Annotated in this window: 23 protein-coding genes and 1 pseudogene; 8 read left to right on the forward strand and 16 right to left on the reverse strand. The window is 72.8% G+C overall.

What is annotated here, in order from left to right:
- The 4 genes from EAO71_RS37670 to EAO71_RS13485 form a co-directional block, all read right to left on the reverse strand.
- The coding region (locus tag EAO71_RS37670; protein ID WP_187282663.1) for an HIT domain-containing protein at positions 1–401 on the reverse strand (401 nt) is incomplete at its 3' end.
- Between the two features lie 157 nt (positions 402–558).
- Positions 559–1,746 carry a tetratricopeptide repeat protein gene (locus EAO71_RS13475; protein WP_315986592.1) on the reverse strand — a complete coding sequence of 396 codons (1,188 nt, stop codon included), beginning with the start codon at positions 1,744–1,746 and terminating at the stop codon, positions 559–561.
- Positions 1,629–2,687, reverse strand: a complete 1,059-nt coding sequence (locus EAO71_RS13480; RefSeq protein ID WP_147977957.1) for a tetratricopeptide repeat protein — start codon at positions 2,685–2,687, stop codon at positions 1,629–1,631. The genes EAO71_RS13475 and EAO71_RS13480 overlap by 118 nt, the downstream gene beginning before the upstream one ends.
- Positions 2,684–3,997, reverse strand: a complete 1,314-nt coding sequence (locus EAO71_RS13485; protein ID WP_147977958.1) for an AAA family ATPase — start codon at positions 3,995–3,997, stop codon at positions 2,684–2,686. The genes EAO71_RS13480 and EAO71_RS13485 overlap by 4 nt, the downstream gene beginning before the upstream one ends.
- A gap of 298 nt (positions 3,998–4,295) precedes the next feature.
- Between EAO71_RS13485 and EAO71_RS13490 the strand changes: the two genes are divergently transcribed.
- The gene (locus EAO71_RS13490; protein WP_147977959.1) at positions 4,296–4,715 is read left to right on the forward strand and encodes a hypothetical protein; all 420 of its coding nucleotides are present in this window, start codon (positions 4,296–4,298) and stop codon (positions 4,713–4,715) included.
- 77 nt (positions 4,716–4,792) lie between these two features.
- Here the strand turns inward: EAO71_RS13490 and EAO71_RS13495 are convergent, their stop codons facing one another.
- The 4 genes from EAO71_RS13495 to hrcA form a co-directional block, all read right to left on the reverse strand.
- On the reverse strand, positions 4,793–5,536 hold the full coding sequence (locus tag EAO71_RS13495) for a 16S rRNA (uracil(1498)-N(3))-methyltransferase (RefSeq protein ID WP_147977960.1): 744 nt from the start codon (positions 5,534–5,536) through the stop codon (positions 4,793–4,795).
- On the reverse strand, positions 5,533–6,612 hold the full coding sequence (locus EAO71_RS13500) for a nitronate monooxygenase (RefSeq protein WP_147977961.1): 1,080 nt from the start codon (positions 6,610–6,612) through the stop codon (positions 5,533–5,535). Before EAO71_RS13500 ends, EAO71_RS13495 begins: the two co-directional genes overlap by 4 nt.
- Positions 6,613–6,745: 133 nt before the next feature.
- Positions 6,746–7,882: a molecular chaperone DnaJ gene (gene dnaJ, locus EAO71_RS13505; protein ID WP_147977962.1), complete on the reverse strand. Its 1,137-nt coding sequence runs from the start codon at positions 7,880–7,882 to the stop codon at positions 6,746–6,748.
- Positions 7,883–8,902, reverse strand: a complete 1,020-nt coding sequence (hrcA, locus tag EAO71_RS13510) for a heat-inducible transcriptional repressor HrcA (protein WP_147977963.1) — start codon at positions 8,900–8,902, stop codon at positions 7,883–7,885. It abuts the gene before it with no gap.
- 155 nt (positions 8,903–9,057) lie between these two features.
- Here hrcA and EAO71_RS13515 point away from each other — a divergent pair, with 155 nt between their 5' ends.
- Positions 9,058–9,789 carry an MBL fold metallo-hydrolase gene (locus tag EAO71_RS13515; protein WP_147977964.1) on the forward strand — a complete coding sequence of 244 codons (732 nt, stop codon included), beginning with the start codon at positions 9,058–9,060 and terminating at the stop codon, positions 9,787–9,789.
- A 10-nt stretch (positions 9,790–9,799) separates the two neighbouring features.
- The gene (locus EAO71_RS13520; protein WP_147977965.1) at positions 9,800–10,606 is read left to right on the forward strand and encodes a DUF3097 domain-containing protein; all 807 of its coding nucleotides are present in this window, start codon (positions 9,800–9,802) and stop codon (positions 10,604–10,606) included.
- 80 nt (positions 10,607–10,686) lie between these two features.
- Here EAO71_RS13520 and hemW read toward each other — a convergent pair whose 3' ends face one another.
- The 3 genes from hemW to lepA all read right to left on the reverse strand — a co-directional run bounded on the left by hemW (position 10,687) and on the right by lepA (position 15,961).
- The gene (gene hemW / locus EAO71_RS13525; RefSeq protein WP_147977966.1) at positions 10,687–11,919 is read right to left on the reverse strand and encodes a radical SAM family heme chaperone HemW; all 1,233 of its coding nucleotides are present in this window, start codon (positions 11,917–11,919) and stop codon (positions 10,687–10,689) included.
- A 56-nt stretch (positions 11,920–11,975) separates the two neighbouring features.
- The gene (locus EAO71_RS13530) at positions 11,976–13,850 is read right to left on the reverse strand and encodes an AMP-dependent synthetase/ligase (protein WP_147977967.1); all 1,875 of its coding nucleotides are present in this window, start codon (positions 13,848–13,850) and stop codon (positions 11,976–11,978) included.
- 242 nt (positions 13,851–14,092) lie between these two features.
- The gene (lepA, locus tag EAO71_RS13535; protein WP_147977968.1) at positions 14,093–15,961 is read right to left on the reverse strand and encodes a translation elongation factor 4; all 1,869 of its coding nucleotides are present in this window, start codon (positions 15,959–15,961) and stop codon (positions 14,093–14,095) included.
- Positions 15,962–16,145: 184 nt separating this feature from the next.
- Here lepA and rpsT point away from each other — a divergent pair, with 184 nt between their 5' ends.
- The 3 genes and pseudogenes from rpsT to EAO71_RS37675 all read left to right on the forward strand — a co-directional run bounded on the left by rpsT (position 16,146) and on the right by EAO71_RS37675 (position 17,812).
- A complete protein-coding gene (rpsT, locus tag EAO71_RS13540) occupies positions 16,146–16,412 on the forward strand; it encodes a 30S ribosomal protein S20 (RefSeq protein WP_137989361.1) in 267 nt (88 codons plus the stop codon).
- A gap of 471 nt (positions 16,413–16,883) precedes the next feature.
- Positions 16,884–17,462 (forward strand): annotated as a pseudogene (locus EAO71_RS13545) (class I SAM-dependent methyltransferase); the annotation flags it as partial.
- A complete protein-coding gene (locus EAO71_RS37675) occupies positions 17,408–17,812 on the forward strand; it encodes a hypothetical protein (protein WP_187282775.1) in 405 nt (134 codons plus the stop codon). The pseudogene EAO71_RS13545 and the gene EAO71_RS37675, both read left to right, overlap by 55 nt.
- 293 nt (positions 17,813–18,105) lie before the next feature.
- Here the strand turns inward: EAO71_RS37675 and holA are convergent, their stop codons facing one another.
- Positions 18,106–19,092, reverse strand: coding sequence for a DNA polymerase III subunit delta (holA, locus tag EAO71_RS13555; RefSeq protein ID WP_147977969.1), 987 nt, complete (start codon positions 19,090–19,092; stop codon positions 18,106–18,108).
- Positions 19,093–19,163: 71 nt separating this feature from the next.
- Between holA and EAO71_RS13560 the strand changes: the two genes are divergently transcribed.
- Complete coding sequence (locus EAO71_RS13560) at positions 19,164–19,409, forward strand: hypothetical protein (protein WP_147977970.1); 246 nt, start codon at positions 19,164–19,166, stop codon at positions 19,407–19,409.
- A gap of 75 nt (positions 19,410–19,484) precedes the next feature.
- Here EAO71_RS13560 and EAO71_RS13565 read toward each other — a convergent pair whose 3' ends face one another.
- Both EAO71_RS13565 and EAO71_RS13570 read right to left on the reverse strand, forming a co-directional pair.
- Positions 19,485–19,652 carry a hypothetical protein gene (locus EAO71_RS13565; protein WP_261992124.1) on the reverse strand — a complete coding sequence of 56 codons (168 nt, stop codon included), beginning with the start codon at positions 19,650–19,652 and terminating at the stop codon, positions 19,485–19,487.
- Between the two features lie 189 nt (positions 19,653–19,841).
- Complete coding sequence (locus EAO71_RS13570) at positions 19,842–20,642, reverse strand: arylamine N-acetyltransferase family protein (RefSeq protein ID WP_147977972.1); 801 nt, start codon at positions 20,640–20,642, stop codon at positions 19,842–19,844.
- Positions 20,643–20,785: 143 nt separating this feature from the next.
- Between EAO71_RS13570 and EAO71_RS13575 the strand changes: the two genes are divergently transcribed.
- Positions 20,786–21,370: a pyridoxamine 5'-phosphate oxidase family protein gene (locus EAO71_RS13575; protein ID WP_147977973.1), complete on the forward strand. Its 585-nt coding sequence runs from the start codon at positions 20,786–20,788 to the stop codon at positions 21,368–21,370.
- 14 nt (positions 21,371–21,384) lie between these two features.
- On the opposite strand, the gene EAO71_RS13580 is transcribed toward EAO71_RS13575, so the two are convergent.
- Positions 21,385–22,662, reverse strand: a complete 1,278-nt coding sequence (locus EAO71_RS13580; RefSeq protein WP_147977974.1) for an MFS transporter — start codon at positions 22,660–22,662, stop codon at positions 21,385–21,387.
- On the reverse strand, positions 22,659–23,408 hold the full coding sequence (locus EAO71_RS13585; RefSeq protein WP_147977975.1) for a winged helix-turn-helix domain-containing protein: 750 nt from the start codon (positions 23,406–23,408) through the stop codon (positions 22,659–22,661). Before EAO71_RS13585 ends, EAO71_RS13580 begins: the two co-directional genes overlap by 4 nt.
- Between the last annotated feature and the right edge of the window lie 31 nt (positions 23,409–23,439).

Raw genomic sequence — 23,439 nt, forward strand, 5'->3', positions numbered from 1 at the left:
CCTTCCTGATCGGTGTGGCGGTCCTCGTCGGCGGCTGGGGCGGCTGGGCGCTGCTGATGACCCGGCGCGTCCCGCCCCGGCTGCGGCGCCCCCTGCTCCTGGTGGCACGCGGCTCCGGAGCCGGTGTTGAAGACGATCCGGAAGCCGCTGCCGTCGACCTTCTCCTGGGCGGCGATCTCCCCGGCCTCGCGCAGCACGTCGGCGGCGATGGCCGGCGCGGCGGCGGCGAGGGACGCGGCGTCCGGGTAGTGGACGCGCGGGATGACGAGCACGTGCGTGGGCGCCTGCGGGTTGATGTCGCGGAAGGCGAGGGTGGTCTCCGTCTCGCGCACGATCGTCGCCGGCACCTCCCCGTCGGCGATCTTGCAGAACAGGCAGTCGCTCTGCGGCTCTCCGGCCATGGCCCGGCTCCTCACCCTGTCGATGATCGATACAGCAGCATCGTATCCGCCGCGCCTGGAGCGGGGCCCGGGGCTCGTGGACGGGTCCCGGCTCCGTTCCCGGCGTCCCCGGGAGGCGTCTTGCGGACCGAGCCAGGCAGGATCGGCAAGACACCCCCTACGGCTTGGGGGCGCGGCGCTGGAGGGCCGAGCGGCTCACCCAGTAGGTGATCACCGTGCCCCAGAAGAGCGGATAGGCCAGCGCCGCGAAGACGTCCACCCGCCACAGCACGAGCGTCAGCACCGCCTGGAGGCCGAGCAGCCCCACCGCGGCGGCCATCGCGAGGACCGGACCGCAGCCGCGTGCCACCAGGAGCAGGGGGCGCCGCAGCCGGGGCGGGACGCGCCGGGTCATCAGCAGCGCCCAGCCGCCCCAGCCGCCGACGAGGACCGCCACACCGATCAGGAAGGGCACGACGGCGTCGGCGCCGGAGCCCCCGCCGCGCAGCTGGGCCGAGCCGAAGGTGGCCGCCACGCAGCCGAGCAGGGCCACCCAGCGGGCGCCGGCGGCCGTGCTCCAGGCCATCGTCTCCAGGTTGTAGCGGGCCTGCCGGTCGTTCATGTCGAGGGCCGCGGACTCGACGAAGCCCTCGGCGGCCTTGGTCCACGCACCGCGCCGGAACCAGCGGCGGCGCAGATGGAGCAGCGAGAGGTTGTTGTGGGCCTCGCTGCTCTCCGGGTCGAGCCGCAGCGCCGTCTCGTACGCCTGCTGGGCCACCCCGTGGTCGCCGTTGCGCTGGGCGGTGAGGCCGACCAGGAAGTGCGCGTCGCTCTCGTCGGGGGCGAGGGCCACGGCGGTTCGGGCCGCTTCGTAGGCGGCGCGCCTGCGTTCGGGGCGGCTGGACCGGTCGAGGACGGTGCCCAGCGCGTAGTGGCCGCCCCAGTACTGCGGGGCGAGTTCGACCGCGTGCCGGGCGGCTGCCTCGGCCTCCTCGTACCGGCGGAGCGCCAGCAGGACGTGGGTGCGCATCAACCAGGCCGGCAGCGAGCCGGGTTCGGCGCTCAGCGCCCGCTCCACGGAGGCGAGTGCCTCCTGCTCCCGGCCGAGCCGGTGCTGGCATCGGGCGAGCAGCACCAGGCCGGTGGCGTCCTCCGGATCGCTCGCCAGGTGCTGGGCGGCGAGCGCGGCGGCCTGTTCGTACCGGCCGACGTCGAAGAGCGCGTCGGCGCGCTCCAGTACCTGGCTCATCAGACCTTGTCCCTGTCGTGCGTGATGCTGAGCAGATTCGGTACGAGGCCCAGCCAGAACAGGACCTGGGGGATCGTGCGTTCGCTCCACGGCACGGTCACCAGCAGCAGCGCGCACAGGGTGGCGAGGACGGCCTGGCCGAGGACGACCCGCGGCCAGAACGCGCGGCGGACCAGGGCGGCCACCGTGAGGCGCGCCCCGGTGCGCATGCGGCGGTAGCGGCGCCAGGCGCCGAAGCCCCACACCGCCGCCATCAGGCACAGCGCCCAGAGCCGGGTGCCGAGGTGGACCGGCAGGTCCTTCGCCTCGCCGTCGGTGGGGAAGACGTCGACGGTGAGGGCGGCCATCACCAGGCAGAGCAGGGCGAGCCAGCGGGTGCCGCGCAGCATCCGGTAGACGGCCTTGTCGAGGTTCTCGCGCAGCGCGCCGGACTCCGGGGCCGCGGCGAGACCGCCCGCGTACACGTCGGCCGCCTTCGCGGCGGAGGTCCCGGGGCGCGCCGCCTCGCGCTCCGTGCTGACCGTGACGGCGAGGGTGTGCGTGGGGTCGATCCGCAGCAGCTGCCGGAGGGCCTCCTCGGCGCGCCCGGTCCGGCCGTGGAAGGCGGCGACCTTGTACATCGTCTCCCAGGGCTGGGCCTCCTCCGGCCCGATTCGTACCGCCTCCTCGGCGTGCTCGAACGCCTCCTCGGGGCTGTCCGGCGCGTTCTCGAGCAGCAGCTCGGCGAGCTGGCGGCGGGGGCCCCAGGCGTGCGGGTCGATGCGTATCGCCTCGCGCTGCGCCGCCTCGGCCTCCGCCGGCCGGCCCATGCGGCGCAGCACCCAGCCGCGGACGAAGTGGGCGTCGAGGTACTGCGGTTCGAGCCGCAGGGACTCCCGCACGGCGGCGAGGGCCTCCGAGGGCCGCTCCAGGCTCATGAGGCACTGGCCGAGCACCGCCCAGGCCTCGTGGTCGTCCGGGTCCTCCGCGAGGCGGCGGCCGAGCAGCTCGTGGCCCTCCTGCGGGCGCCACATCTCGTAGAGCAGCCGGGCCTGGAGGACCTGCGGATGCGTGGTCACAGCTTGCGCTTCTTCTTGAGGTAGGCGACCAGGTCGTCGTACGTCCCGCCGTCGTTGGCGAACATCGCGACGTTCCGGGCGGAGGCGAACCAGGACTCGCTGGACGGCTTGATCTGCTTCGCCGCGCCCAGCAGGTCCTTCATGCCGATCATCCGCACGCGGCCGGTGCGGGCGGAGTCGAGGAGCGCGGACTCCGCCGCGGTCTCGCAGACGTGGGCGAGGTCGGCGCCGGAGAAGTCCTCGGTGACCTTGACGAGCTTGCCCAGGTCGACGGACTCGATGGGGCGGTCGCGCAGGTGGTAGCGGAGGATCGCGTCCCGGGCCGCGGCGTCGGGCGGCAGCACGAGCAGGGTGCGGTCCAGCCGGCCGGGCCGGCGCAGGGCGAGGTCCACGTCCCAGGGCACGTTGGTGGCGGCGAGCACGAAGACGCCGTCGTTGTCGGCGCTGTCGATGCCGTCGAGTTCGGTGAGCAGCTGGTTGACGACGTTGCGCAGGCCGCTGTGGTGGGTGCGGGAGCGCTTGGCGCCGAGCGCGTCCAGCTCGTCGAGGAAGACGACGCAGGGGGCCTGGCGACGGGCGGTCTCGAAGATGTCGTGGACGTTCTTCTCGGACGTGCCGATGTACATGTCGAGGATGTCGGAGAGCGAGATCGACATGAAGCTCGCCCCGAGCTCGCCGGCGACGGCGCGGGCGATGAAGGTCTTGCCGCAGCCGGGCGGTCCGTACAGGAGCAGGCCGCCGCGGAGCGACTTGCCGTAGAGCCTGCGCAGTTCGGGGTTGCGCATGGGAGCCAGGAAGGCGGCCTCCAGGCGGTCCTTGACGTCCTGCATGCCGCCGACGTCGGCCAGCCGTACGGCGCCGGGGCCGTCGACGTCCCAGGCGGACGTGTCCCCGGCGTCGCCACTGCCGTCGGCGGTCAGCGGCGCCTCGAGGCCGTCGCCGTCACCGGTGACGAAGCGGGGTCCGACGAGGTCCCCGATCTCCTGCTCGGCGGCGGCCCAGTCGAACGCGGCCGTGCCGGCGGGGGTTTCGGGGGTCTCCGTCCGGGCCGCGGCCGGGGGCTCGGTGGCCGGCGGCACGGATGGCGGGGCGGGCGGGGCCGCGGGCAGCCCCATCGCGCGGACCATCAGGGCGCGGGCCGCCTCGTCGCCGGGCGCGTGCTGGAGCGCGACGGCCGCCTCCGTGACGGCCTCGTCGCCGCGCCCCTCCGCGAGGAGCAGTTCGGCGAAGTGCAGCCGCAGGGGGACGTCTTCCGGTGCGGCGGCGACGGCGGCGCGCAGACTACGGATGAGGGGGGACTCGTCGGACATGCGGCCAGCCTAGGGAGCGACCCGGCCTCGCCGTCCACCGGGTTCGGGCAATCCGAGGGCCGGAAAGTCCGGGAGGCCCGCCGGGGAGGCCCCAGGGCGTGTCCTGTCGATCAGGCCGGATGAGCGAGCGGCGTCCCGGTGCCTCGGATCCGAGGCGGAGGTGGGCGTACCTCCCACGCCGCCAGGCGGTGGGGGCGAGGCAGGGCGGAGCCGTGCCGACCGACGACGACGCGGGAGACGGCGTCTCCGGACGCCGGGAGCCCGGCAAGACCGGCAGGACGCCCCCTAGGCTGCCCGGATGAGACGTGAACGGGTGCCGCGCAGGCTGGTGGTGGGCGAGACGGTGTGGCTCTGGTCGGTGGCGCACGCCCATACCGCGGTACGGGACGCCGAGGGCCGCCGCGTCCATCCGGACTGCCGTGAGCTGCTGACGCTGCGCCGCGCGGACGACCGGCACGCCCAACTGCGGCTGGTGTTCAGGTCGGGCGACGGGCGCTACGCGTCGGACGGGACGGGGGCCGACGGCAGTGTCGGGACCAGGGACCGCGACCTCAACCTCCACGAGCCGGGCGCCGTCCGCCGGTTGCTCGACGAGGCCGCGGCGCGCGGCCTGCTGCCGGACGCCCACGGGGTGACGGAGCGGGACGGCTGGCCGCTCTTCGACGCGGTGGCGCCGGATCCGTCGGCCCCTGATCGGGCGCCGACGACGGGCTCGTGATCCGTACGGCCCACGGGGTGTGTTGTCGATCAGGCCGGATGGACGCCGGGAGTTCGGCAGGACCGGCAGGACGCCCCCTAGCTCCAGCGGCCCGTGCGGCCCAGGAGCAGGGCCGTGGCGGCCGTACCGGCGGTGGAGGTGCGCAGGACGCTGTGCCCCAGGCGGTACGGCTTCGCGCCGGCCTCCTCGAAGGCGGCGAGCTCCTCCGGGGAGACGCCTCCCTCGGGGCCGACGACGAGCACGATCTCGCCCTCCGCGGGGAGCGGGGCGTCGGCGAGCGCGCCGCTCGGGTGGTCGCGGTCCTCGTGCAGGACGGCGGCGAAGTCGGCGCGTGCCAGGAGCGCCGCCGCCTGCTTGGTGCTCATCGCGTCGGCGACCTCGGGGAAGCGGGTGCGGCGGGACTGCTTGCCCGCCTCACGCGCCGTGGCCCGCCACTTGGCGAGCGCCTTGAGGCCCCGGTCGYCCTTCCACTGGGTGATGCAGCGGGACGCCGCCCACGGCACGATCGCGTCGACGCCCGTCTCGGTCATGATCTCGACGGCGAGTTCGCCCCGGTCGCCCTTGGGCAGCGCCTGGATCACGGTGATGCGGGGCGTGGGCTCGGGATCCACGTGCGCCTCCCGGACCTCCACGGTCAGCTGGTCCCGGCCCTCGGCGGCCGTCACCACGCACGCGGCCCAGGCGCCCCGCCCGTCCGTGAGGACGAGCTCCTCCCCCGCCCGGAGCCGCTTCACGGCGACGGCGTGGCGGCCCTCGGGGCCATCCAGGAGGAAGGTACCGGCGCCGGGGACGGCGTCGACGACGAAGACGGGTGCGGTCATGAGGCGCTCCTGTGGGCCAGCGCGGAGTAGGCGGTGTCGAGTTCGGCGGCCAGCACCTCGACGAGCTGGCCGGCCGGGAGTTCACGGGCGAGCCGGTGCCCCTGGCCGGCCCACAGGGCCATGCCCTGGGCGTCGCCGGCGGTGGCCGCGGCCTTGCGCAGGGGCGCGGTGAGGTGGTGCACCTCGGGGTAGGCGGCGGGGGCGTACGGCCCGTGCTCGCGCATGAAGCGGTTCACGAGCCCGCGCGCCGGGCGTCCGGAGAAGGCCCGGGTCAGCTCGGTGCGGCAGAAGAGGGGGTTGGTCAGCGCCTGCTTGTGGAGCGGGTGCGCGGCCGATTCGGGACAGAGGAGGAACGCGGTGCCGAGCTGCGCCGCGTCCGCCCCGGCGGCGAGCACGGCGGCGATCTGCGCCCCGCGCATCAGCCCGCCGCTCGCGATGATCGGCAGCTGGACGGTCTCGCGGACCTGCGTGACGAGGGCCAGCAGGCCGGTCCCGGCGGACAGGTCGACGTCCGGGTCGTCGCGATGGGTGCCCTGGTGTCCGCCGGCCTCGGCGCCCTGGACGCAGACCGCGTCGGCGCCGGCCCGCTGCGCGGTCCTGGCCTCATCCGCCGAGGTGACGGTGACGATCGTGAACGTACCGGCCCGGTCGAAGGCGTCGAGCGTGTCCCGGGCGGGGCAGCCGAAGGTGAAGGAGACGACCGGGACCGGGTCGTCGAGCAGGATGGCCAGCTTGGCGTCGTAGGCGTCGTCGCGGCCGGTGTCGGCGTCACCGAGCGCGGTGTCGTACCAGGTGGCCTCGCCGGCCAGCTGGTGCCGGTACATCTCGACCGCGGCGGGATCGGCGGCCTGCCCGCCCTGCGGCATGAAGAGGTTGACGCCGAAGGGCTGCGCGGTCAGCCCGCGGACCTGCTTGATCTCCTGGTACATGCCGCCGGCCGTCTTGTACCCGCCGGCCAGGAACCCCAGGCCGCCGGCCTCGCAGACCGCTCCGACCAGCTGCGGACAGGACGCGCCACCCGCCATGGGGGCCTGCACGATCGGGTAACGGCATAGATCGCTCAGTGCGGTGGACATGCAGGCATCGTGCCATGACCGCAGGCCACGGCCGAAAACGCCGGGGGCGGCAGGCGCCTGCTGCGCGTGCCGCCCCCGGCGGACGGTGTCGGAACCCGGCTCACGAGGTGCCGAGCCGGTCTCCCCCGGCTTCCTAGCGGCCGTTGAAGGCGTCCTTGAGCCGCGAGAAGAGGCCCTGCTGGCCCGGCTGGAACTGGCCGGTGGGCCGCTCCTCGCCGCGCAGCTTCGCCAGCTCGCGCAGCAGGCGCTCCTGCTCCGGGTCGAGCTTCGACGGGGTCATGACCTCGACGTGCACGATCAGGTCGCCGCGCCCGCCGCCCCGCAGGTGGGTGATGCCGCGGCCGTGCAGCGGGATCGACTGGCCGGACTGGGTGCCCGGACGGATGTCGACCTCCTCCATGCCGTCGAGCGTCTGCAGCGGCACCTTGGTGCCGAGCGCGCCCGCCGTCATCGGGATCGTGACCGTGCAGTGCAGGTCGTCGCCGCGCCGCTGGAAGACCTCGTGCGGGACCTCGTGGATCTCGACGTACAGGTCGCCGGCGGGACCGCCGCCGGGGCCGACCTCGCCCTCGCCGGCGAGCTGGATCCGGGTGCCGTTGTCGACACCGGCCGGGATCTTGACCGTGAGGGTGCGGCGCGAGCGGACGCGTCCGTCGCCGGCGCACTCCGGGCACGGCGTGGGGACGACGGTGCCGAAGCCCTGGCACTGCGGGCAGGGACGCGAGGTCATGACCTGGCCCAGGAAGGACCTGGTGACCTGGGAGACCTCGCCACGACCGCGACACATGTCACAGGTCTGGGCGGAGGTGCCGGGCGCGGCGCCCTCGCCGGAACAGGTCGTGCACACGACCGCCGTGTCGACCTGGATGTCCTTGGTGGTGCCGAAGGCGGCCTCGTTGAGGTCGATCTCCAGGCGGATCATGGCGTCCTGGCCACGGCGGGTGCGCGAGCGCGGCCCGCGCTGCGACGCCGTGCCGAAGAAGGCGTCCATGATGTCCGAGAAGTTCCCGAAGCCACCCGCGCCGAAGCCGCCCGCGCCACCGCCGCCGGCCTGCGAGAGCGGGTCGCCGCCGAGGTCGTAGACCTGCTTCTTCTGCGGGTCCGACAGCACCTCGTAGGCGGCGTTGATCTCCTTGAAGCGCTCCTGCGTCTTCGGATCGGGATTGACATCCGGGTGCAGCTCGCGGGCGAGCCGCCGGAATGCCTTCTTGATCTCGTCCTGGGACGCGTCGCGGCGCACGCCGAGTACGGCGTAGTAGTCCGTGGCCACTTACGACTCCGCCAGGATCTGTCCGACGTAACGTGCCACTGCGCGTACCGCTCCCATCGTTCCGGGGTAGTCCATGCGGGTCGGTCCGACCACGCCGAGTTTGGCGACTGCCTCGTCGCCCGAACCGTAGCCGACCGCGACGACGGACGTGGACGTGAGGCCCTCGTGGGCGATCTCGTGCCCGATCCGTACGGTCATGCCCGAGTCCTTGGCCTCGCCGAGCAGCTTGAGGAGCACGACCTGCTCCTCCAGCGCCTCCAGCACCGGCCTGATCGTGAGGGGGAAGTCGTGCCCGAAGCGGGTGAGATTGGCGGTGCCGCCGATCATCAGCCGTTCCTCGTGCTCTTCCACCAGGGTTTCCAGCAGGGTCGCGAGCACCGCCGAGACCGTGCCGCGGTCCTCCGTCTCCTCGAAGGACTCCGGAAGATCCTGCACCAACTGCGGCACATCCGCGAAGCGGCGGCCGACGACCCGGCTGTTGAGCCGGGCCCGCAGGTCCGCCAGCGAGCTCTCGCCGAACGGCGCCGGACAGTCGATCATCCGCTGCTCGACCCGCCCGGTGTCCGTGATCAGGACGAGCATCAGCCGGGCGGGGGAAAGCGAGAGCAGCTCCACGTGCCGGACCGTCGAACGGGTCAGCGAGGGGTACTGCACGACGGCGACCTGCCGGGTCAGCTGCGCGAGCAGCCGGACGGTGCGCCCGACGACGTCGTCGAGGTCGACGGCACCGTCCAGGAAGTTGTGGATGGCCCGCCGCTCCGGCGTCGACAGCGGCTTGACGCCGGCGAGCCGGTCAACGAAGAGCCGGTAGCCCTTGTCCGTGGGGATGCGCCCGGCGCTGGTGTGGGGCTGGGCGATGAAGCCCTCCTCCTCCAGGACCGCCATGTCGTTGCGCACGGTGGCCGGCGAGACGCCGAGCTTGTGACGCTCCGTGAGCGCCTTGGAACCGACCGGCTCCTCCGTCCCGACGTAGTCCTGGACGATCGCGCGCAGCACCTCGAGCCTGCGTTCGCTGAGCATGGCGCACACCTCCAGCTGTCGTCGTTCCGGTTGCTCCGGGTTTGGCACTCGCCCTGTCCGAGTGCCAGGAATCCCCCGGCCAGTGTACGGCGGCGGGCATCGCTCCTGGCAAGGAGGCCGCGTCCCTGCCGCGTCGTAGCGGATAGCGTCGCCGCATGAATGTCGCTTGGGAAGAGTCCGGCTGGGAACGACTCGGTGACGGCGTCGGCCGCCGGCGACTGCCGGGCTGGGACGCCACGGTGGGCCTGGTGCTCGGCGAGACCGCCGTTCTGCTGTACGACACGGGCTCCACGCTCCGCGAGGGGGCCGAGCTGCGGGCCCAGGCGGAGGCGCTGACGGGGGGCCGGAGAGTGACGCACATCGCACTGAGCCACCCGCACTTCGACCACGTGCTGGGCACCGCGGCGTTCGCCGGGGCGGAGGTGTACGGCGCGGTGGGTGTCGACGAGCTGCTGCGGCGGGAGGCGGACGCGCTGCGGACGGACGCGGTACGCCAAGGGGTGGACGCACGGGCGGCGGAGGAGGCCGTCGACGTCCTGGTGACCCCGCGCCACACGGTGTCCGGCGAATGGACCCTCGACCTGGGCGGCCGGCAGGTGCTGCTGGCCAACGTGGGACCCGGCCACTCGGGCCACGACCTGGCGCTGCTGGTCCCGGATCCGGACGGCGGCCCCGAGGTCGTGTTCTGCGGCGACCTGGTGGAGGAGTCGGGCGAGCCGCAGGCCGGGAGCGACGCGATCCCCGCACGCTGGCCGGCGGCGCTCGACCGGCTGCTGGGGCTGGGCGGCGAGGAGGCGGTGTACGTGCCGGGGCACGGGGCCGTCGTCGACGCCGCGTTCGTGCGGACGCAGCGCGATGAGCTGGCACGGCGCTTCGGAGTGTCATAACGTCGCGCGAATGCGCAGCTACAACCCGGATCTGACGCCCCCTTGGAAGCGATCGGCCCCCGTCCCGGAGGTCCCCGCCGAGCCGGACCTCGTCGTCGAGGAGGTCGCGACGGGGTTCTGCGGGGCGGTGATCCGCTGCGAGGCGGGCACGGTGACCCTGGAGGACCGCTTCGGCAAGCACCGTGTCTTCCCGATGGAACCACGCGGCTTCCTGCTGGAGGGCCGCGTGGTGACGCTGGTCCGGCCGCCCGCGGGGCCGGCGCGTCCCACCCGGACGGCCTCGGGGTCGGTCGCGGTGCCCGGCGCCCGGGCGCGGGTCGCGCGGGCCGGCCGCATCTACGTGGAGGGCCGTCACGACGCCGAACTCGTCGAGCGGGTCTGGGGCGACGACCTGCGCGTGGAGGGGGTCGTCGTGGAGTACCTGGAGGGTGTGGACGACCTCCCCGCGATCGTCGCGGAGTTCGGGCCGGCGCCCGACGCGCGGCTGGGCGTCCTGGTGGACCACTTGGTCCCCGGTTCGAAGGAGTCCCGCCTGGCGGCCTCGGTCACGGGCGACGACGTGCTGATCGTCGGCCACCCGTACATCGACGTCTGGGAGGCGGTGAAGCCGTCCTCCGTGGGCATCCCGGCCTGGCCGGCGGTGCCGCGCGGGCAGGACTGGAAGACCGGCGTCTGCCGGGCCCTGGGCTGGCCCGAGAACACGGGTGCGGCCTGGCGCCACATCCTCTCGAAGGTCCGCAGCTACAAGGACCTGGAACCGGCGCTGCTGGGCCGGGTCGAGGAGCTGATCGACTTCGTGACGGCGCCGGAGGCATAGGGCCGGGCGGGGGGACGGCCGCCCCCGGCCGCACCCCCCGGGCCCGTCCGCCCGGACAGGGCCTGAGCCCCGGACAGGACCTAGTCGACCAGGTCGCGGACCACCGCGTCCGCGAGGAGCCGCCCGCGCAGGGTCAGGGCGGCCCGGCCCGCCTCGTAGGCGTCCGGTACCAGGAGCCCGTCCGCCAGGGCCTTGCGCGAGGACGCGAGGCCCGCCGGGGCCAGCAGTCCCAGCTCCACGCCCTCACGCAGCCGGAGCTCCAGCAGGATCCGCTCCACTCGGCGGTCCTCCGCGCTCAGGACCTCCCGACCCGCACCGGGCGACCGCCCCTCGCCCAGGGCCGCCGCGTACGCACCGGGGTGCTTCACGTTCCACCACCGGACGCCGCCGACGTGGCTGTGCGCGCCCGGACCGGCGCCCCACCAGTCGGCCCCGCGCCAGTACAGCTCGTTGTGCAGGCAGCGGCCGGCCTCGGAGGTGGCCCAGTTGGAGACCTCGTACCACGCGTAGCCGGCCTCCGCGAAGACGGAGTCGGCGATCAGGTAGCGGTCCGCGTGGACGTCGTCGTCGGTCATCGGCACCTCGCCGCGGCGGATCCGCCGGGCCAGCTGCGTGCCCTCCTCGACGATCAGCGCGTAGGCGCTGACGTGGTCGGGCCCGGCGCCGATGGCCGCGTCGAGCGAGGCCCGCCAGTCGTCGTCGCTCTCGCCCGGGGTGCCGTAGATCAGGTCGAGGTTGACGTGCTCGAAGCCCGCGGCCCGCGCCTCGGCCACGCAGGCCTCGGGCCGGCCGGGGGTGTGGGTCCGGTCGAGGACCTTCAGGACGTGCTGCCGCGCGCTCTGCATGCCGAAGGAGACGCGGTTGAAGCCGCCCGCGCGCAGCTCCGCCAGGTAGGCCGGGTCCACGGACTCCGGGTTGGCCTCGGTGGTCACCTCGGCGTCGTCCGCGAGGCCGAACTCGTCCCGGATCGCGCCGAGCATCCGGACGAGATCGCCGGCGGCGAGCAGGGTGGGCGTGCCACCGCCCACGAACACGGTCCGCACCGGCCGCGGGTCGTCGCCGAGCACCTTCCGGGCCAACCGGATCTCCTCGACGACCTGTCCCGCGTAGTTGTCCCGGGAGGCGAGCACGCCGCCGGCACCGCGGAGCTCGCTCGCGGTGTAGGTGTTGAAGTCGCAGTACCCGCAGCGTGTCGCGCAGTAGGGCACGTGCAGGTAGAACCCGAGCGGTCGCTCCCCGGCCCCTTCCAGGGCGTGTGCGGGCAGGGACCCGTCCTCGGGCATGGGCTCACCATCGGGCAGTACGGAAGGCATGAGCCCATTGTCCCGTACTGCCCGAGGTGAGCCTCCGGCCTGTGGAAAACCCCGGATCAGGCCTCGCGCGCTCCCGCGTACATCTCGTCGATGAGGTGCTGGTAGGTGCGCTCCACGACCGGGCGCTTCATCTTGAGGCTCGGGGTGAGCTCGCCGTGCTCGACGTCGAGGTCGCGCGGCAGCAGCCGGAACTTCTTGATCGTCTGCCAGCGCTGGAGGCCCTCGTTGAGGCGCTCGATGTAGCCCTGCACGAGCTTCTCGGTCTCCGCGGAGCCGACGACCTCCGCGTACGTCTTGCCGCCGAGGCCGTTCTCGGCCGCCCAGCCGAGGATGGCCGGCTCGTCGAGCGCGATGAGCGCGGAGCAGTAGTTCCGGTCGGCGCCGAGGACCACGATGTTGGAGACGAACGGGCAGACGGCCTTGAACTGGCCCTCGATCTCCGTCGGGGCGATGTACTTGCCGCCGGAGGTCTTGAAGAGGTCCTTCTTGCGGTCGGTGATCCGCAGGTAGCCGTCGGCGGACAGCTCGCCGATGTCGCCGGTGTGGAACCAGCCGTCCGCCTCCAGGACCTCGGCGGTCTTCTCCGGCAGCCCGTGGTAGCCCTCCATGATGCCGGGGCCGCGCAGCAGGATCTCGCCGTCGTCGGCGATCCGGACCTCGGTGCCGGGCAGCGGCTTGCCGACGGTGCCGGTGCGGTACGCCTCGCCCGGGTTGACGAAGCTGGCCGCGCTGGACTCCGTGAGGCCGTAGCCCTCCAGGATGTGGATGCCGGCGCCGGAGAAGAAGTAGCCGATCTCGGGCGCGAGCGCGACCGAGCCGGAGACGGCGGCACGCAGCCGGCCACCGAAGGCCTCGCGCAGCTTCTTGTAGACGAGCGCGTCGGCGACCTTGTGCTTGGCCGTGAGACCGAAGGGCGCGGAGGCGGTGCCGGTGCGGCGGAAGTTGTCCTGCGTGACCTTGGCGTACTCGCGGGAGACGCCGGCCGCCCACTGGAAGATCTTGTACTTGGCGCCGCCGCCCTCGCGGGCCTTGGCCGCGACTCCGTTGTAGACCTTCTCGAAGATGCGGGGCACGGCCGCCATGTAGGTCGGCTGGACCACCGGCAGGTTCACGATGATCTTGTCGATCCGGCCGTCGACGGCGGTGACGTGGCCGACCTCGATCTGGCCGGAGGTCAGCACCTTGCCGAAGACGTGCGCGAGCGGCAGCCAGAGGTACTGGACGTCGTCCTGGGTGACCAGGCCGGTGGCGGCGATGGCCTTGGCCATGTACGACCAATTGTCGTGCGGGAGGCGGACGCCCTTGGGGCGGCCGGTGGTGCCCGAGGTGTAGATCAGCGTGGCGAGCTGGTCCGCGGTGATCGCGGCGACCCGCTCCTTGACGGCCTCGGGGTGCTTCTCCAGGTACGCCTTGCCGCGCGCCTCCAGATCGGCGAGCGAGATGACCCAGTCGTCCGTCTCCACGTCCGTGGCGTCCAGGACGACCACGTGATGCAGGTTCGGCAGCTCGGCGCGGCGCTCGACGGCCTTGGCCACCTGGGCCGCGTCCTCCGCGATCAGGACCCGGGACTCGGAGTCGGAGAGGATGAACGCCGACTCCTCGGCGTTGGTCTGGGGGTAGACCGTGGTGGTCGCGGCACCGGCGCACATGACACCGAGGTCGGAGAGGATCCACTCCACCCGGGTGGCGGAGGCGAGCGCGACCCGCTCCTCGGGCTGGACGCCCAGGTCGACCAGTCCGGCGGCGATGGCGTAGACGCGCTCGGCGGCCTGTTCCCAGGTGAGCGACTTCCAGTCGTCGGGTCCCTGGCCGGAGGCGGCCGGGACCGGGTAGCGATAGGCCTCCGCGTCCGGAGTCCGCGCGACGCGCTCAAGGAAGAGGGTCGCCACGGAAGGCGGCCGGTTCTCGATCTGGGTCAGTGTGTCGCTCACGACGTCCTCCGGGCGGCGGCGGTGCGTTCAGGCGGTGCGTTCTGGGTGTTCTACGCGTTCTAACTGGCGAGTAACCTACGAGCCGGGATCAGAGTAGATGGCCGAAGACCGCCCGCGTAAGAGCCTGCGGCCCGCCGCTTGATACCCGCTTCATAACGAACGGGCCCCCGCACTGTTCGTGCGTGAGCCCGTTCGATGTATCAGTCAGCTAATCGGCCGAGGCCCCTGCGGCCGGCAGGCGCCTACTTCTTCTTGCCGCCCGCGGAGTCGTCGCTCGACAGGACGGCGATGAACGCCTCCTGCGGGACCTCCACGGAACCGACCATCTTCATCCGCTTCTTGCCTTCCTTCTGCTTCTCCAGCAGCTTCCGCTTACGGGAGATGTCACCGCCGTAGCACTTGGCGAGGACGTCCTTGCGGATGGCGCGGATCGTCTCGCGGGCGATCACCCGGGAGCCGATGGCGGCCTGGATCGGCACCTCGAAGGCCTGCCGCGGGATGAGCTCGCGCAGCTTGGCGACGAGTCGCACGCCGTACGCGTACGCCGCGTCCTTGTGGGTGACGGCGGAGAAGGCGTCGACCTTGTCGCCGTGCAGCAGGATGTCGACCTTGACCAGGCTGGACGCCTGCTCGCCCGTGGGCTCGTAGTCGAGGGAGGCGTAGCCGCGCGTCTTGGACTTCAGCTGGTCGAAGAAGTCGAAGACGATCTCGGCGAGGGGCAGGGTGTAGCGGATCTCCACCCGGTCCTCGGAGAGGTAGTCCATGCCCAGGAGGGTGCCGCGACGGGTCTGGCACAGCTCCATGATCGAGCCGATGAACTCGCTGGGGGCGAGGATCGTGGCGCGCACGACGGGCTCGAACACGTCGTCGATCTTGCCCTCGGGGAACTCGCTCGGGTTCGTGACCGTGTGCTCGCTGCCGTCCTCCATGACCACGCGGTAGACCACGTTGGGGGCGGTGGCGATCAGGTCGAGGCCGAACTCGCGCTCCAGGCGCTCCCGGATCACGTCCAGGTGCAGCAGGCCGAGGAAGCCGACGCGGAAACCGAAGCCGAGGGCCGCGGAGGTCTCCGGCTCGTAGACCAGGGCGGCGTCGTTGAGCTGGAGCTTGTCGAGCGCGTCGCGCAGGTCCGGGTACTCCGAGCCGTCCAGCGGGTAGAGGCCGGAGAACACCATCGGCTTGGGGTCCTTGTAGCCGCCGAGCGGCTCGGTGGCGCCCTTGCTCAGGGAGGTGATCGTGTCACCGACCTTGGACTGCCGGACGTCCTTCACACCGGTGATGAGGTAGCCGACCTCGCCGACGCCCAGACCGTCGGAGGGCGTCATCTCCGGGGAGGAGACGCCGATCTCCAGCAGCTCGTGGGTGGCGCCGGTGGACATCATCTTGATGCGCTCGCGCTTGTTGAGCTGGCCGTCGACCACACGGACGTAGGTCACGACACCGCGGTAGGAGTCGTAGACCGAGTCGAAGATCATCGCGCGGGCGGGGGCGTCGGCGACGCCGACGGGGGCCGGGACGCTCTCCACGACGCGGTCCAGCAGCGCCTCGACGCCCAGACCGGTCTTGGCGGAGACCTTCAGCACGTCCTCGGGCTGGCAGCCGATGAGGTTCGCCAGCTCCTCGGAGAACTTCTCCGGCTGCGCGGCCGGCAGGTCGATCTTGTTCAGCACCGGGACGATGGTGAGGTCGTTCTCCATCGCCAGGTAGAGGTTCGCCAGGGTCTGCGCCTCGATGCCCTGCGCCGCGTCGACCAGGAGGACCGTGCCCTCGCAGGCCGCGAGGGACCGCGAGACCTCGTAGGTGAAGTCGACGTGCCCGGGGGTGTCGATCATGTTCAGGATGTGGGTCTTCCCCTGGCCCTCGCCCTCCGTGGGCGCCCAGGGAAGACGGACGGCCTGGGACTTGATCGTGATGCCGCGCTCGCGCTCGATGTCCATCCGGTCGAGGTACTGGGCGCGCATCTGCCGCTGGTCGACCACTCCGGTCAGCTGGAGCATCCGGTCGGCAAGGGTCGACTTGCCGTGGTCGATGTGCGCGATGATGCAGAAGTTGCGGATCAGAGCCGGGTCGGTACGGCTCGGCTCGGGCACGTTGGTAGGAGTCGCGGGCACGCAGGGTCTCGTCTCGGGGCGATGTCGGATCGATACGTAGGCTCCATGGTCCCACGACTGGGATGCGACGCTCGGTTTGGGCGGGCCGGAGGGCTGCTGATACCGTGGACAGCTGTGTCTCGTATGCCCTCTCAGCTACGGGTCACCATCTCAGAAACAACATCGAACCTGAAAAGGCTCTTTCGTGGCGAACATCAAGTCCCAGATCAAGCGGAACAAGACGAACGAGAAGGCGCGCCTGCGCAACAAGGCCGTCAAGTCCTCGCTCAAGACCGCGATCCGCAAGGCCCGCGAGGCCGTCGCCGCGGGTGACGTCGAGAAGGCCGTCGTGGCTTCTCGCGCCGCCTCCCGCGCGCTCGACAAGGCTGTCTCGAAGGGCGTCATCCACAAGAACGCCGCCGCCAACAAGAAGTCGGCGCTGGCCACCAAGGTTGCCGCCCTCCAGGGCTGAGCTCTGATGTAACCGCCGGACGGGACCCAGCGGGCCCTCTCTCCCGCTCCCACCCGGCACCCCGGACTCGTGCGCGATACGCGTTCGCCACGCGTGCACGGGCCCACCTTCTTCACACCGAAGGCCCCGCGTCCTCCTTCCCCAGGAGGAGCGGGGCCTTCGGTGCGTTCCGGCCCGGGACGCCGGGTGCCCGGCGTTTTTGCCGTTTCCTCAAAGAAAATTGCCTCCTCGTCGCCGCAGGTCCAGGGTGACCGGCGGGACGCTCCCGGCGGGAGGGTCCCGCCCCGTCCCGTCCACACGGACCGGTTCCGCCTCGCGCCGCCCCGGCGGTCCGGGCAGCCGGCCGCGACCGGTCCGCCACGAGGAGCCGCCATGTCTTCCGTACCGTCCCCGTCCTCCGCACCGTCTCCGTCCACCGCGCCCACTCCGTCCGGTGCGCCGTCACCGTCGCCGTCCGGGTCGGGCACCCCGGTGCGGACCACCGACCCCCGTGCGTTCTGGGAGGAGCGCTACCGGGGCAGCGACCGCGTCTGGAGCGGCCGGCCCAACCCGCTGCTGGTACGTGAGGTGGCCGCGCTGCGCCCGGGCACCGCGCTGGACCTGGGGTGCGGCGAGGGCGCCGACGCCGTGTGGCTGGCGGAGCAGGGCTGGCGGGTCACCGGTGTGGACATCTCCGCCACGGCGCTCGCGCGCGCCGCCGGGCACGCCGAGCGGGAGGGCGTGGGCGAGCGGGTCTCCTGGGAGCGACACGAGCTCGGCGCGACCTTCCCCGAGGGAACGTTCGACCTGGTCAGCGCCCAGTTCCTGCAGTCGCCGGTCGCGCTCGACCAGGACGGCGTCCTGCGGCGGGCGGCCGCTGCGGTGGCCCCGGGCGGGCACCTCCTCGTGGTCATGCACGGAGGCTGGCCGTCCTGGCACGGCCCGGAGGACCACCCGGCCGGCGTCGTCTTCCCGACCCTGCGGGGCCTGCTGGACGCGCTGGACCTGCCGTCCGGGTGGAACGTCGAGACGCTGGACGCGGTGGAGCGCGCCACCCCGTCCCCCGAGGGCGCACCGGCGCGACCTTCCCCGAGGGAACGTTCGACCTGGTCAGCGCCCAGTTCCTGCAGTCGCCGGTCGCGCTCGACCAGGACGGCGTCCTGCGGCGGGCGGCCGCTGCGGTGGCCCCGGGCGGGCACCTCCTCGTGGTCATGCACGGAGGCTGGCCGTCCTGGCACGGCCCGGAGGACCACCCGGCCGGCGTCGTCTTCCCGACCCTGCGGGGCCTGCTGGACGCGCTGGACCTGCCGTCCGGGTGGAACGTCGAGACGCTGGACGCGGTGGAGCGCGCCACCCCGTCCCCCGAGGGCGCACCGGGCACCCGCGTGGACAACGTCTGGCGCCTGCGCCGGGGCCTCTGACTCCGAAGCGGGCGGACGCGCGGCCGGCGGGCGGGCGCGGCCGGCGGGGCGCAGCCCGTCGCGTCGCCAGGGGTGTCCGGGCGGACAGGCGATCCAGGGCGTGTGGCGAAGGGAGCGCCGTCCGCCCGGAGGGCGGGCCCCGCGGCGCCGGGTGCGTGCGATCGCAAGGCGGAGGATCGCCCTCGTACCGGGCGTAATCGACCCGACAACGCAGCGTGGGGGCGCCTCCCGTGCCGAAAGGCCACGGGGGAACGTGCCAGGCGTCGCGCGGCAGGCGGGACTCTCGCAACGCCCTAGCGGCGCAGCCTCGCCGCTCTGGCCACCGCGACGACCGCCTTCTCCAGGGCGTACTCCGGGTCGTCTCCCCCGCCCTTGACGCCGGCGTCGGCCTCCGCCACCGCCCGCAGCGCGAGCGACACCCCGTCCGGGGTCCAGCCCCTCATCTGCTGCCGGACCCGGTCGATCTTCCACGGCGGCATGCCGAGCTCCCGCGCCAGGTCCGCCGGCCGGCTGCCGCGCGCCGACGACAGCTTGCCGATCGCACGGACGCCCTGGGCCAGCGCGCTGGTGATGAGCACCGCCGGAACACCCGTGGAGAGCGACCAGCGCAGCGCCTCCAGCGCCTCCGCCGCCCGCCCCTCGACGGCGCGGTCCGCGACGTTGAACGACGACGCCTCCGCCCGCCCCGTGTAGTACCGGCCGACGATCGCCTCGTCGATCGTGCCCTCGACGTCCGCGGTCAGCTGCGACGCCGCCGACGCCAGCTCCCGCAGGTCGCTGCCGATCGCGTCGACCAGTGCCTGGCATGCCTCGGGGGTGGCGGACCGGCCCAGCGTCCGGAACTCCTGCCGCACGAACGTCAGGCGTTCCGCCGGCTTCGTCGTCTTCGGACAGGCCACCTCACGGGCGCCGGCCTTGCGCGCCGCGTCGAGCAGGCCCTTGCCCTTGGCGCCGCCCGCGTGGAGCAGCACGAGCGTGATCTCCTCGAAGGGCGCGTCGAGGTAGGCCTTGATCTCCTTGATCGTGTCCGCGGACAGGTCCTGGGCGTTCCGGACGACCAGGACCTTGCGCTCGGCGAAGAGCGAGGGGCTGGTCAGTTCGGCCAGCGTGCCCGGCTGCAGCTGCTCGGGGCCGAGGTCGCGCACGTCCGTGTCGGCGTCGGCGGCCCGCGCGGCCGCCACCACCTCCTGGACGGCGCGGTCGAGGAGGAGGTCCTCCTGGCCCACGGCGAGCGTCACGGGGGCGAGGAGGTCGTCGGTGGAATTCTTCCTGGGTGCCATCGCGTCCCAGCATCCCACGGGCCGCTGACACCCCCGGCCGGACGGATGTCCCGGTGCCGGAGAATGTCCCCGTGAGCGATGTGAGACACGTACTGGTGCTGCCCGACCGCGATGCCGCGGAGGAGGTCGCCGAGGAGCTGCCCGACCGCTTCGGCCTCGCCGAGGAGCCGCAGTTGGTCCGGGACGCCCTCGCGGGCGAGGACGACGCCGAGGACGCCCAGTGGCTGGTCGTGGTGGAGGACCCGGACGCCCGCCTGGACGCGGCGGCGCTCGACGCGCTGGCCGCGGAGTACGAGGGCTGGCTGGAGGCTCCCTGACACGGGTACCGCCGGACTCGGGCTGTGCGTACGCCGGCGCCGGAACGCGCCGCCCCGTCCCCGCATCCGGGCGGCTCAGCCGGCGGCCGGGACGAACACGCTCAGCCGGTGGGTGGTCGGGTGGGTCAGTCGTCCGCAGAACGTGTCGATCCGGGTCGACGACCAGTCGATTCGCGGGTCCGACGCCTGCAGACGGCGGATCCGGGTGCGGAACTCCGCGGCGTCCTGCGTCTCGACGAGCACCTCCCAGCGACCTGCGTCCGGCGCGAGACGTGCCGCCGCCCGCTCGCCGCCGGTCCGTCGCCGACTCTTCCTCTTCCGCTGGCCAGGCATCGGTCCAGCTTCGCAGAAGTCCGCGGCGGTGTCCGGGGAGTTCCGGCCTGCCCGCGGTGGACGGCACCCGTGTCACCGGGGCCGGATCGGGCCTTCCGTCTACGCGTGCGCGCGGAGCACGGGCAGCTCGTCGAGCACGACGCCGAACAGCTCCCGGTACGCGTTCCTCACCTCGTCGTCCGTCTCCAGCAGCCGCTCCTCCCGCTGCTCGCCCACCGTGGTCACCAGCTTGTGGCCGCTGAGCGTGATCCGGCCCTCCTCCGTGAGACGGGAGCAGATGAGGGAGCGCGGGAAGTGGGAGTCCGGCGAGGTGCGGTGGTACCAGGCGCCGGCCGTGAAGTCGGCGAGCTCGCGCGGCCGCGTCTCGAGGCGGTACTGCGGCCGGCCGTCCCGCAGCACGTCGAGGTCTCCGTCCGCGGTCGGCACGATCCGGAAGACGCCGCCCGGGTCCCGCTGCTCCTCGCGCTCGTCGAAGGCCAGCGGGAAGTGGCTGTGGTCGCCGAAACCCACGTCGGCGAGCCATCGCCCCTCGTCCGACGTCTCCACCAGGAGCGCCATGTGGTCGTACGGGATGCCGAGGCGCCCCTCCTTGCCGAAGCAACGCCCCTGGAGCAGGGCGACCCGGTAGCCGAGCGCGCGCAGGAGCGCGGCGAACGTGGCGTTGACCTCGTAGCAGAACCCGCCGCGCCGGGCGGCGACGACCTTGTCCAGGAGTGCCTTCTCGTCCAGCACGATGTCCTGACCGAGATGGATCGAGAGGTTCTCGAAGGGGACGGTCCGCAGATGCCGCAGGTGCAGTGCGCGCAGCGCGGCGGCGTCGGGTCGAGCGGGGCGGGCGGCCCCGATGCGCTCCAGGTAGGCGTCGGTGTTCGGTCGTTCGGCGGTGGCGGAACTGTCCATGCCCGCAGTCTGCCGGGCACCCCGGCGAACCGCCATGCGGCTTCGGTCGTAGGCCCAACCGCCCTGCCAGGGCGGTACTTTGCCGACAGGTCCTAGGACTGCGGGCCGAGGTGGCCGGTCGCGAGCGTGGCTACGGTGCGGACATGAACGATCACGAATCGCCGCGCTCCCGTGCGCGTCGCAAGCAGGACGTGCTGGCCCGGCTGGAGCACGACGAGGACCTCTGGGTGGCGACCGCGTCGACGGACGGCGGGCCCTGTCTCGTCCCGCTGTCCTTCCTGTGGGACACCACCGGCGACTCCCGGGACCGCGACGGACGCGGCGCCGCGAACACCGGCACCGGTACTGGCACGGGCACTCGCGCGGGAGTGGCTGCGGCGGCGGGTGCGGGCACGGAGGCGGGAACGGCACCCGACCGGGGCACCGTGCTGCTGGGCACCCGCCGGACCAATCCCACCGCCCGCAACCTCACACCGGGCGGCAGGGTCCGGCTCAGCCTGGGGCACACCCGCGACGTCGTTCTCGTGGACGGGACGGCCGAGGTGGTCGAGGGCCATGACCTCCCGCCCGCCTCGGCCGACGCCTTCGCGGCGAAACTGGCCTGGGACCCCCGCGACCGGCCGGCCTGGGTCTACCTTCGCGTGACACCCAGGACGGTGAAGGCGTGGCGCGAGGAGAACGAGCTGGCCGAGCGCGAACTGATGCGTGACGGCGTCTGGCTCGTCTGATGTGAACCCGCCGCTCAGGCCGACGTCGGCTCCTCCGCCTGGGCCGGATCCACCACCGGCTCGGGCAGTTCGCGCAGGCGCGGAAGCGGGGACGGCAGCAGCCAGAACACGCTGAGCACGGCACCGGCGGTGGCGATCCACAGGGTCGGGCGCAGCCCCAGCGCCGTGCCGAGGAAACCGCCGACGAGTGCGCCGAGCGGGCGGAATCCGTGGTTGAGGGTGCGGTAGGCACCCATCACCCGGGCTCGGACGCCGTCGGGTATCAGCGCCATCTGGAAGGAACCCGCGGCGATGTCGACGACCATGACCGCCGCGCAGGAGAGGAACTCGGCGACGAACAGCAGGAGGACGACCAGAACCGTCGGCCCCTCGGCGAGCGGGATCAGCAGCAGGGGCAGGGTGAAGCCGAGGAAGCCGGCGACGATCGAGCGGCCTATCCCGAAGCGCCGTACGACGGCCCCACTGCACGCGGCCCCGATCAGGCCGCCGACGGCTCCCGCGCCGAGCACTCCTCCGAAAACACCGGGGCTCAGTCCGAGTTCGGTTGTCGCGTACAGCACGAACAGCGTGTGGAACATGTAGTTGAAGAACTGGATCGTCCCGGACGCGGCGAACAGCGCCCGCATCGAGGCGTTGCCGACGACCCAGCGCATTCCCTCGGTGAAGTGGCCCTTGGCGACCGGGGCCGGCGGGGGTTCCACCGGGTCGATCCGGCTCAGGTAGCCGGCCGACACGAGGTAGGTGAGGGCGTCGGCGAGCAGGGCGAAGGGCGCGGTGAGGAACTGGACGAGCACGCCACCCACCCCGGGCCCGGCGAGCCAGGCCATCGAACGGCTGCCGTTGACGAGCAAGTTCGCCTGCACGTAGTGCTCGGTCGGGACCAGGGCGACGAACAGCGTGGTGTTGCAGACCTCGAAGAGCACGGTGAGCGCGCCGACCCCGAACGCGACCGTGTAGAGCTGCGCGAGGGTGAGGACGTCGAGGAAGTACGCGGCCGGAAGCGTCAGCAGCAGTGCGGCCCGGCCGAGGTCGGCGGCGATCATCGCGCGCCGTCGCCGCGCCTGCCGGTCGGACCACGCGCCGAGGGGCATGTTGAGGAGCAGCGCGGGCAGCAGTTCGGCCGTCTTGAGCCAGCCCATCTCGGCGGCGTCGGCCCCGAGGACGAGCACCGCGGCGAGCGGGATCGCGATGAGAGAGATCTGGTCCCCCACCAGGGACACGGTCTGACCGGTCCAGTAACGCCGGAAGCTGCGCTCGCGCAGGAGTACGGGTATGTGCCCGGCCGGTCTCATCTCTTCCCCTCGTCGATTCCGTCGGTCGTTCCGGTGTCGTCGCTGTTCCTGTCGATGCCGTCGGCGGTACCCGTTCCGTCGGTCGTCTCGCCGCCGCCGGCCGTGCCGTCCGTCTCGCTCTCCAGGCCCGGCCCGTCCGGGAGTTCGCGGTCCAGGTAGGCGATCCGCAGGATGCTCACCGGCCGGGCGCCGTCGGGCCGCAGCGACGGGTCGGACCCCCGCGCCTCGTAGGGCATCAGCAGCCCCTCGACCCGTCGGCCGAAGTCCGCGAGCTCGGCCGGCGTGAGGTACAGCAGGGTGTCGCCGAACTGCTCGGCCTCCCGCCATTCCCGTGGCAGCCCGCTCCGGTCCTTCATGGCCTCCAGGACCCGCGCGAAGTACCGCTCGGCGGCCGCGGCGGTCAGTGCGTCGGCCGCCTGCGCGACCGCCGCGTCCTCGCTGGCTCCGGGCCAGTCCGTGTACCGGGCGGTGGCCCGCCACGGCTTCTCCCTCCCCCGGCCTCCCGGCGCCTCCTCCACCAGCCCGTACTTCGCGAGTATCCGCAGGTGGTACGAGCAGCTGGCCACCGACTCCCCGGTCAGCTCGGCGGCCCGGGTCGCCGTGAACGGCCCGCTCCGCCGGAGCAGCCCCACCAGGGTCATCCGGGTCGGGTGGGCGTAGGCGCGCAGTGCCCGGGGGTCCGTGAGACGGATGCTGCGGGGCTGCTCGTCACCCGAGGGCGATGCTGCTGGCTCGTTCTCCGACATGATGTAAAGCTATCTTTAGAAAGACTTCTTT

Origin of the sequence: Streptomyces sp. MS191, assembly GCF_008042125.1 — a bacterium.
Lineage (GTDB): Bacteria > Actinomycetota > Actinomycetes > Streptomycetales > Streptomycetaceae > Streptomyces.

Bases quoted from the DNA above. Each gene is read 5' to 3' on its own strand.
- EAO71_RS13585 (WP_147977975.1), bottom strand. From the start codon at position 23,408: ATGTCGGAGAACGAGCCAGCAGCATCGCCCTCGGGTGACGAGCAGCCC.
- EAO71_RS13580 (WP_147977974.1), bottom strand. From the start codon at position 22,662: ATGAGACCGGCCGGGCACATACCCGTACTCCTGCGCGAGCGCAGCTTC.
- EAO71_RS13485 (WP_147977958.1), bottom strand. From the start codon at position 3,997: ATGTCCGACGAGTCCCCCCTCATCCGTAGTCTGCGCGCCGCCGTCGCC.
- holA (WP_147977969.1), bottom strand. From the start codon at position 19,092: ATGGCACCCAGGAAGAATTCCACCGACGACCTCCTCGCCCCCGTGACG.
- EAO71_RS13515 (WP_147977964.1), top strand. From the start codon at position 9,058: ATGAATGTCGCTTGGGAAGAGTCCGGCTGGGAACGACTCGGTGACGGC.
- EAO71_RS13575 (WP_147977973.1), top strand. From the start codon at position 20,786: ATGAACGATCACGAATCGCCGCGCTCCCGTGCGCGTCGCAAGCAGGAC.
- EAO71_RS13520 (WP_147977965.1), top strand. From the start codon at position 9,800: ATGCGCAGCTACAACCCGGATCTGACGCCCCCTTGGAAGCGATCGGCC.
- EAO71_RS13490 (WP_147977959.1), top strand. From the start codon at position 4,296: ATGAGACGTGAACGGGTGCCGCGCAGGCTGGTGGTGGGCGAGACGGTG.
- hemW (WP_147977966.1), bottom strand. From the start codon at position 11,919: ATGCCTTCCGTACTGCCCGATGGTGAGCCCATGCCCGAGGACGGGTCC.
- EAO71_RS13570 (WP_147977972.1), bottom strand. From the start codon at position 20,642: ATGGACAGTTCCGCCACCGCCGAACGACCGAACACCGACGCCTACCTG.
- hrcA (WP_147977963.1), bottom strand. From the start codon at position 8,902: ATGCTCAGCGAACGCAGGCTCGAGGTGCTGCGCGCGATCGTCCAGGAC.
- EAO71_RS13500 (WP_147977961.1), bottom strand. From the start codon at position 6,612: ATGTCCACCGCACTGAGCGATCTATGCCGTTACCCGATCGTGCAGGCC.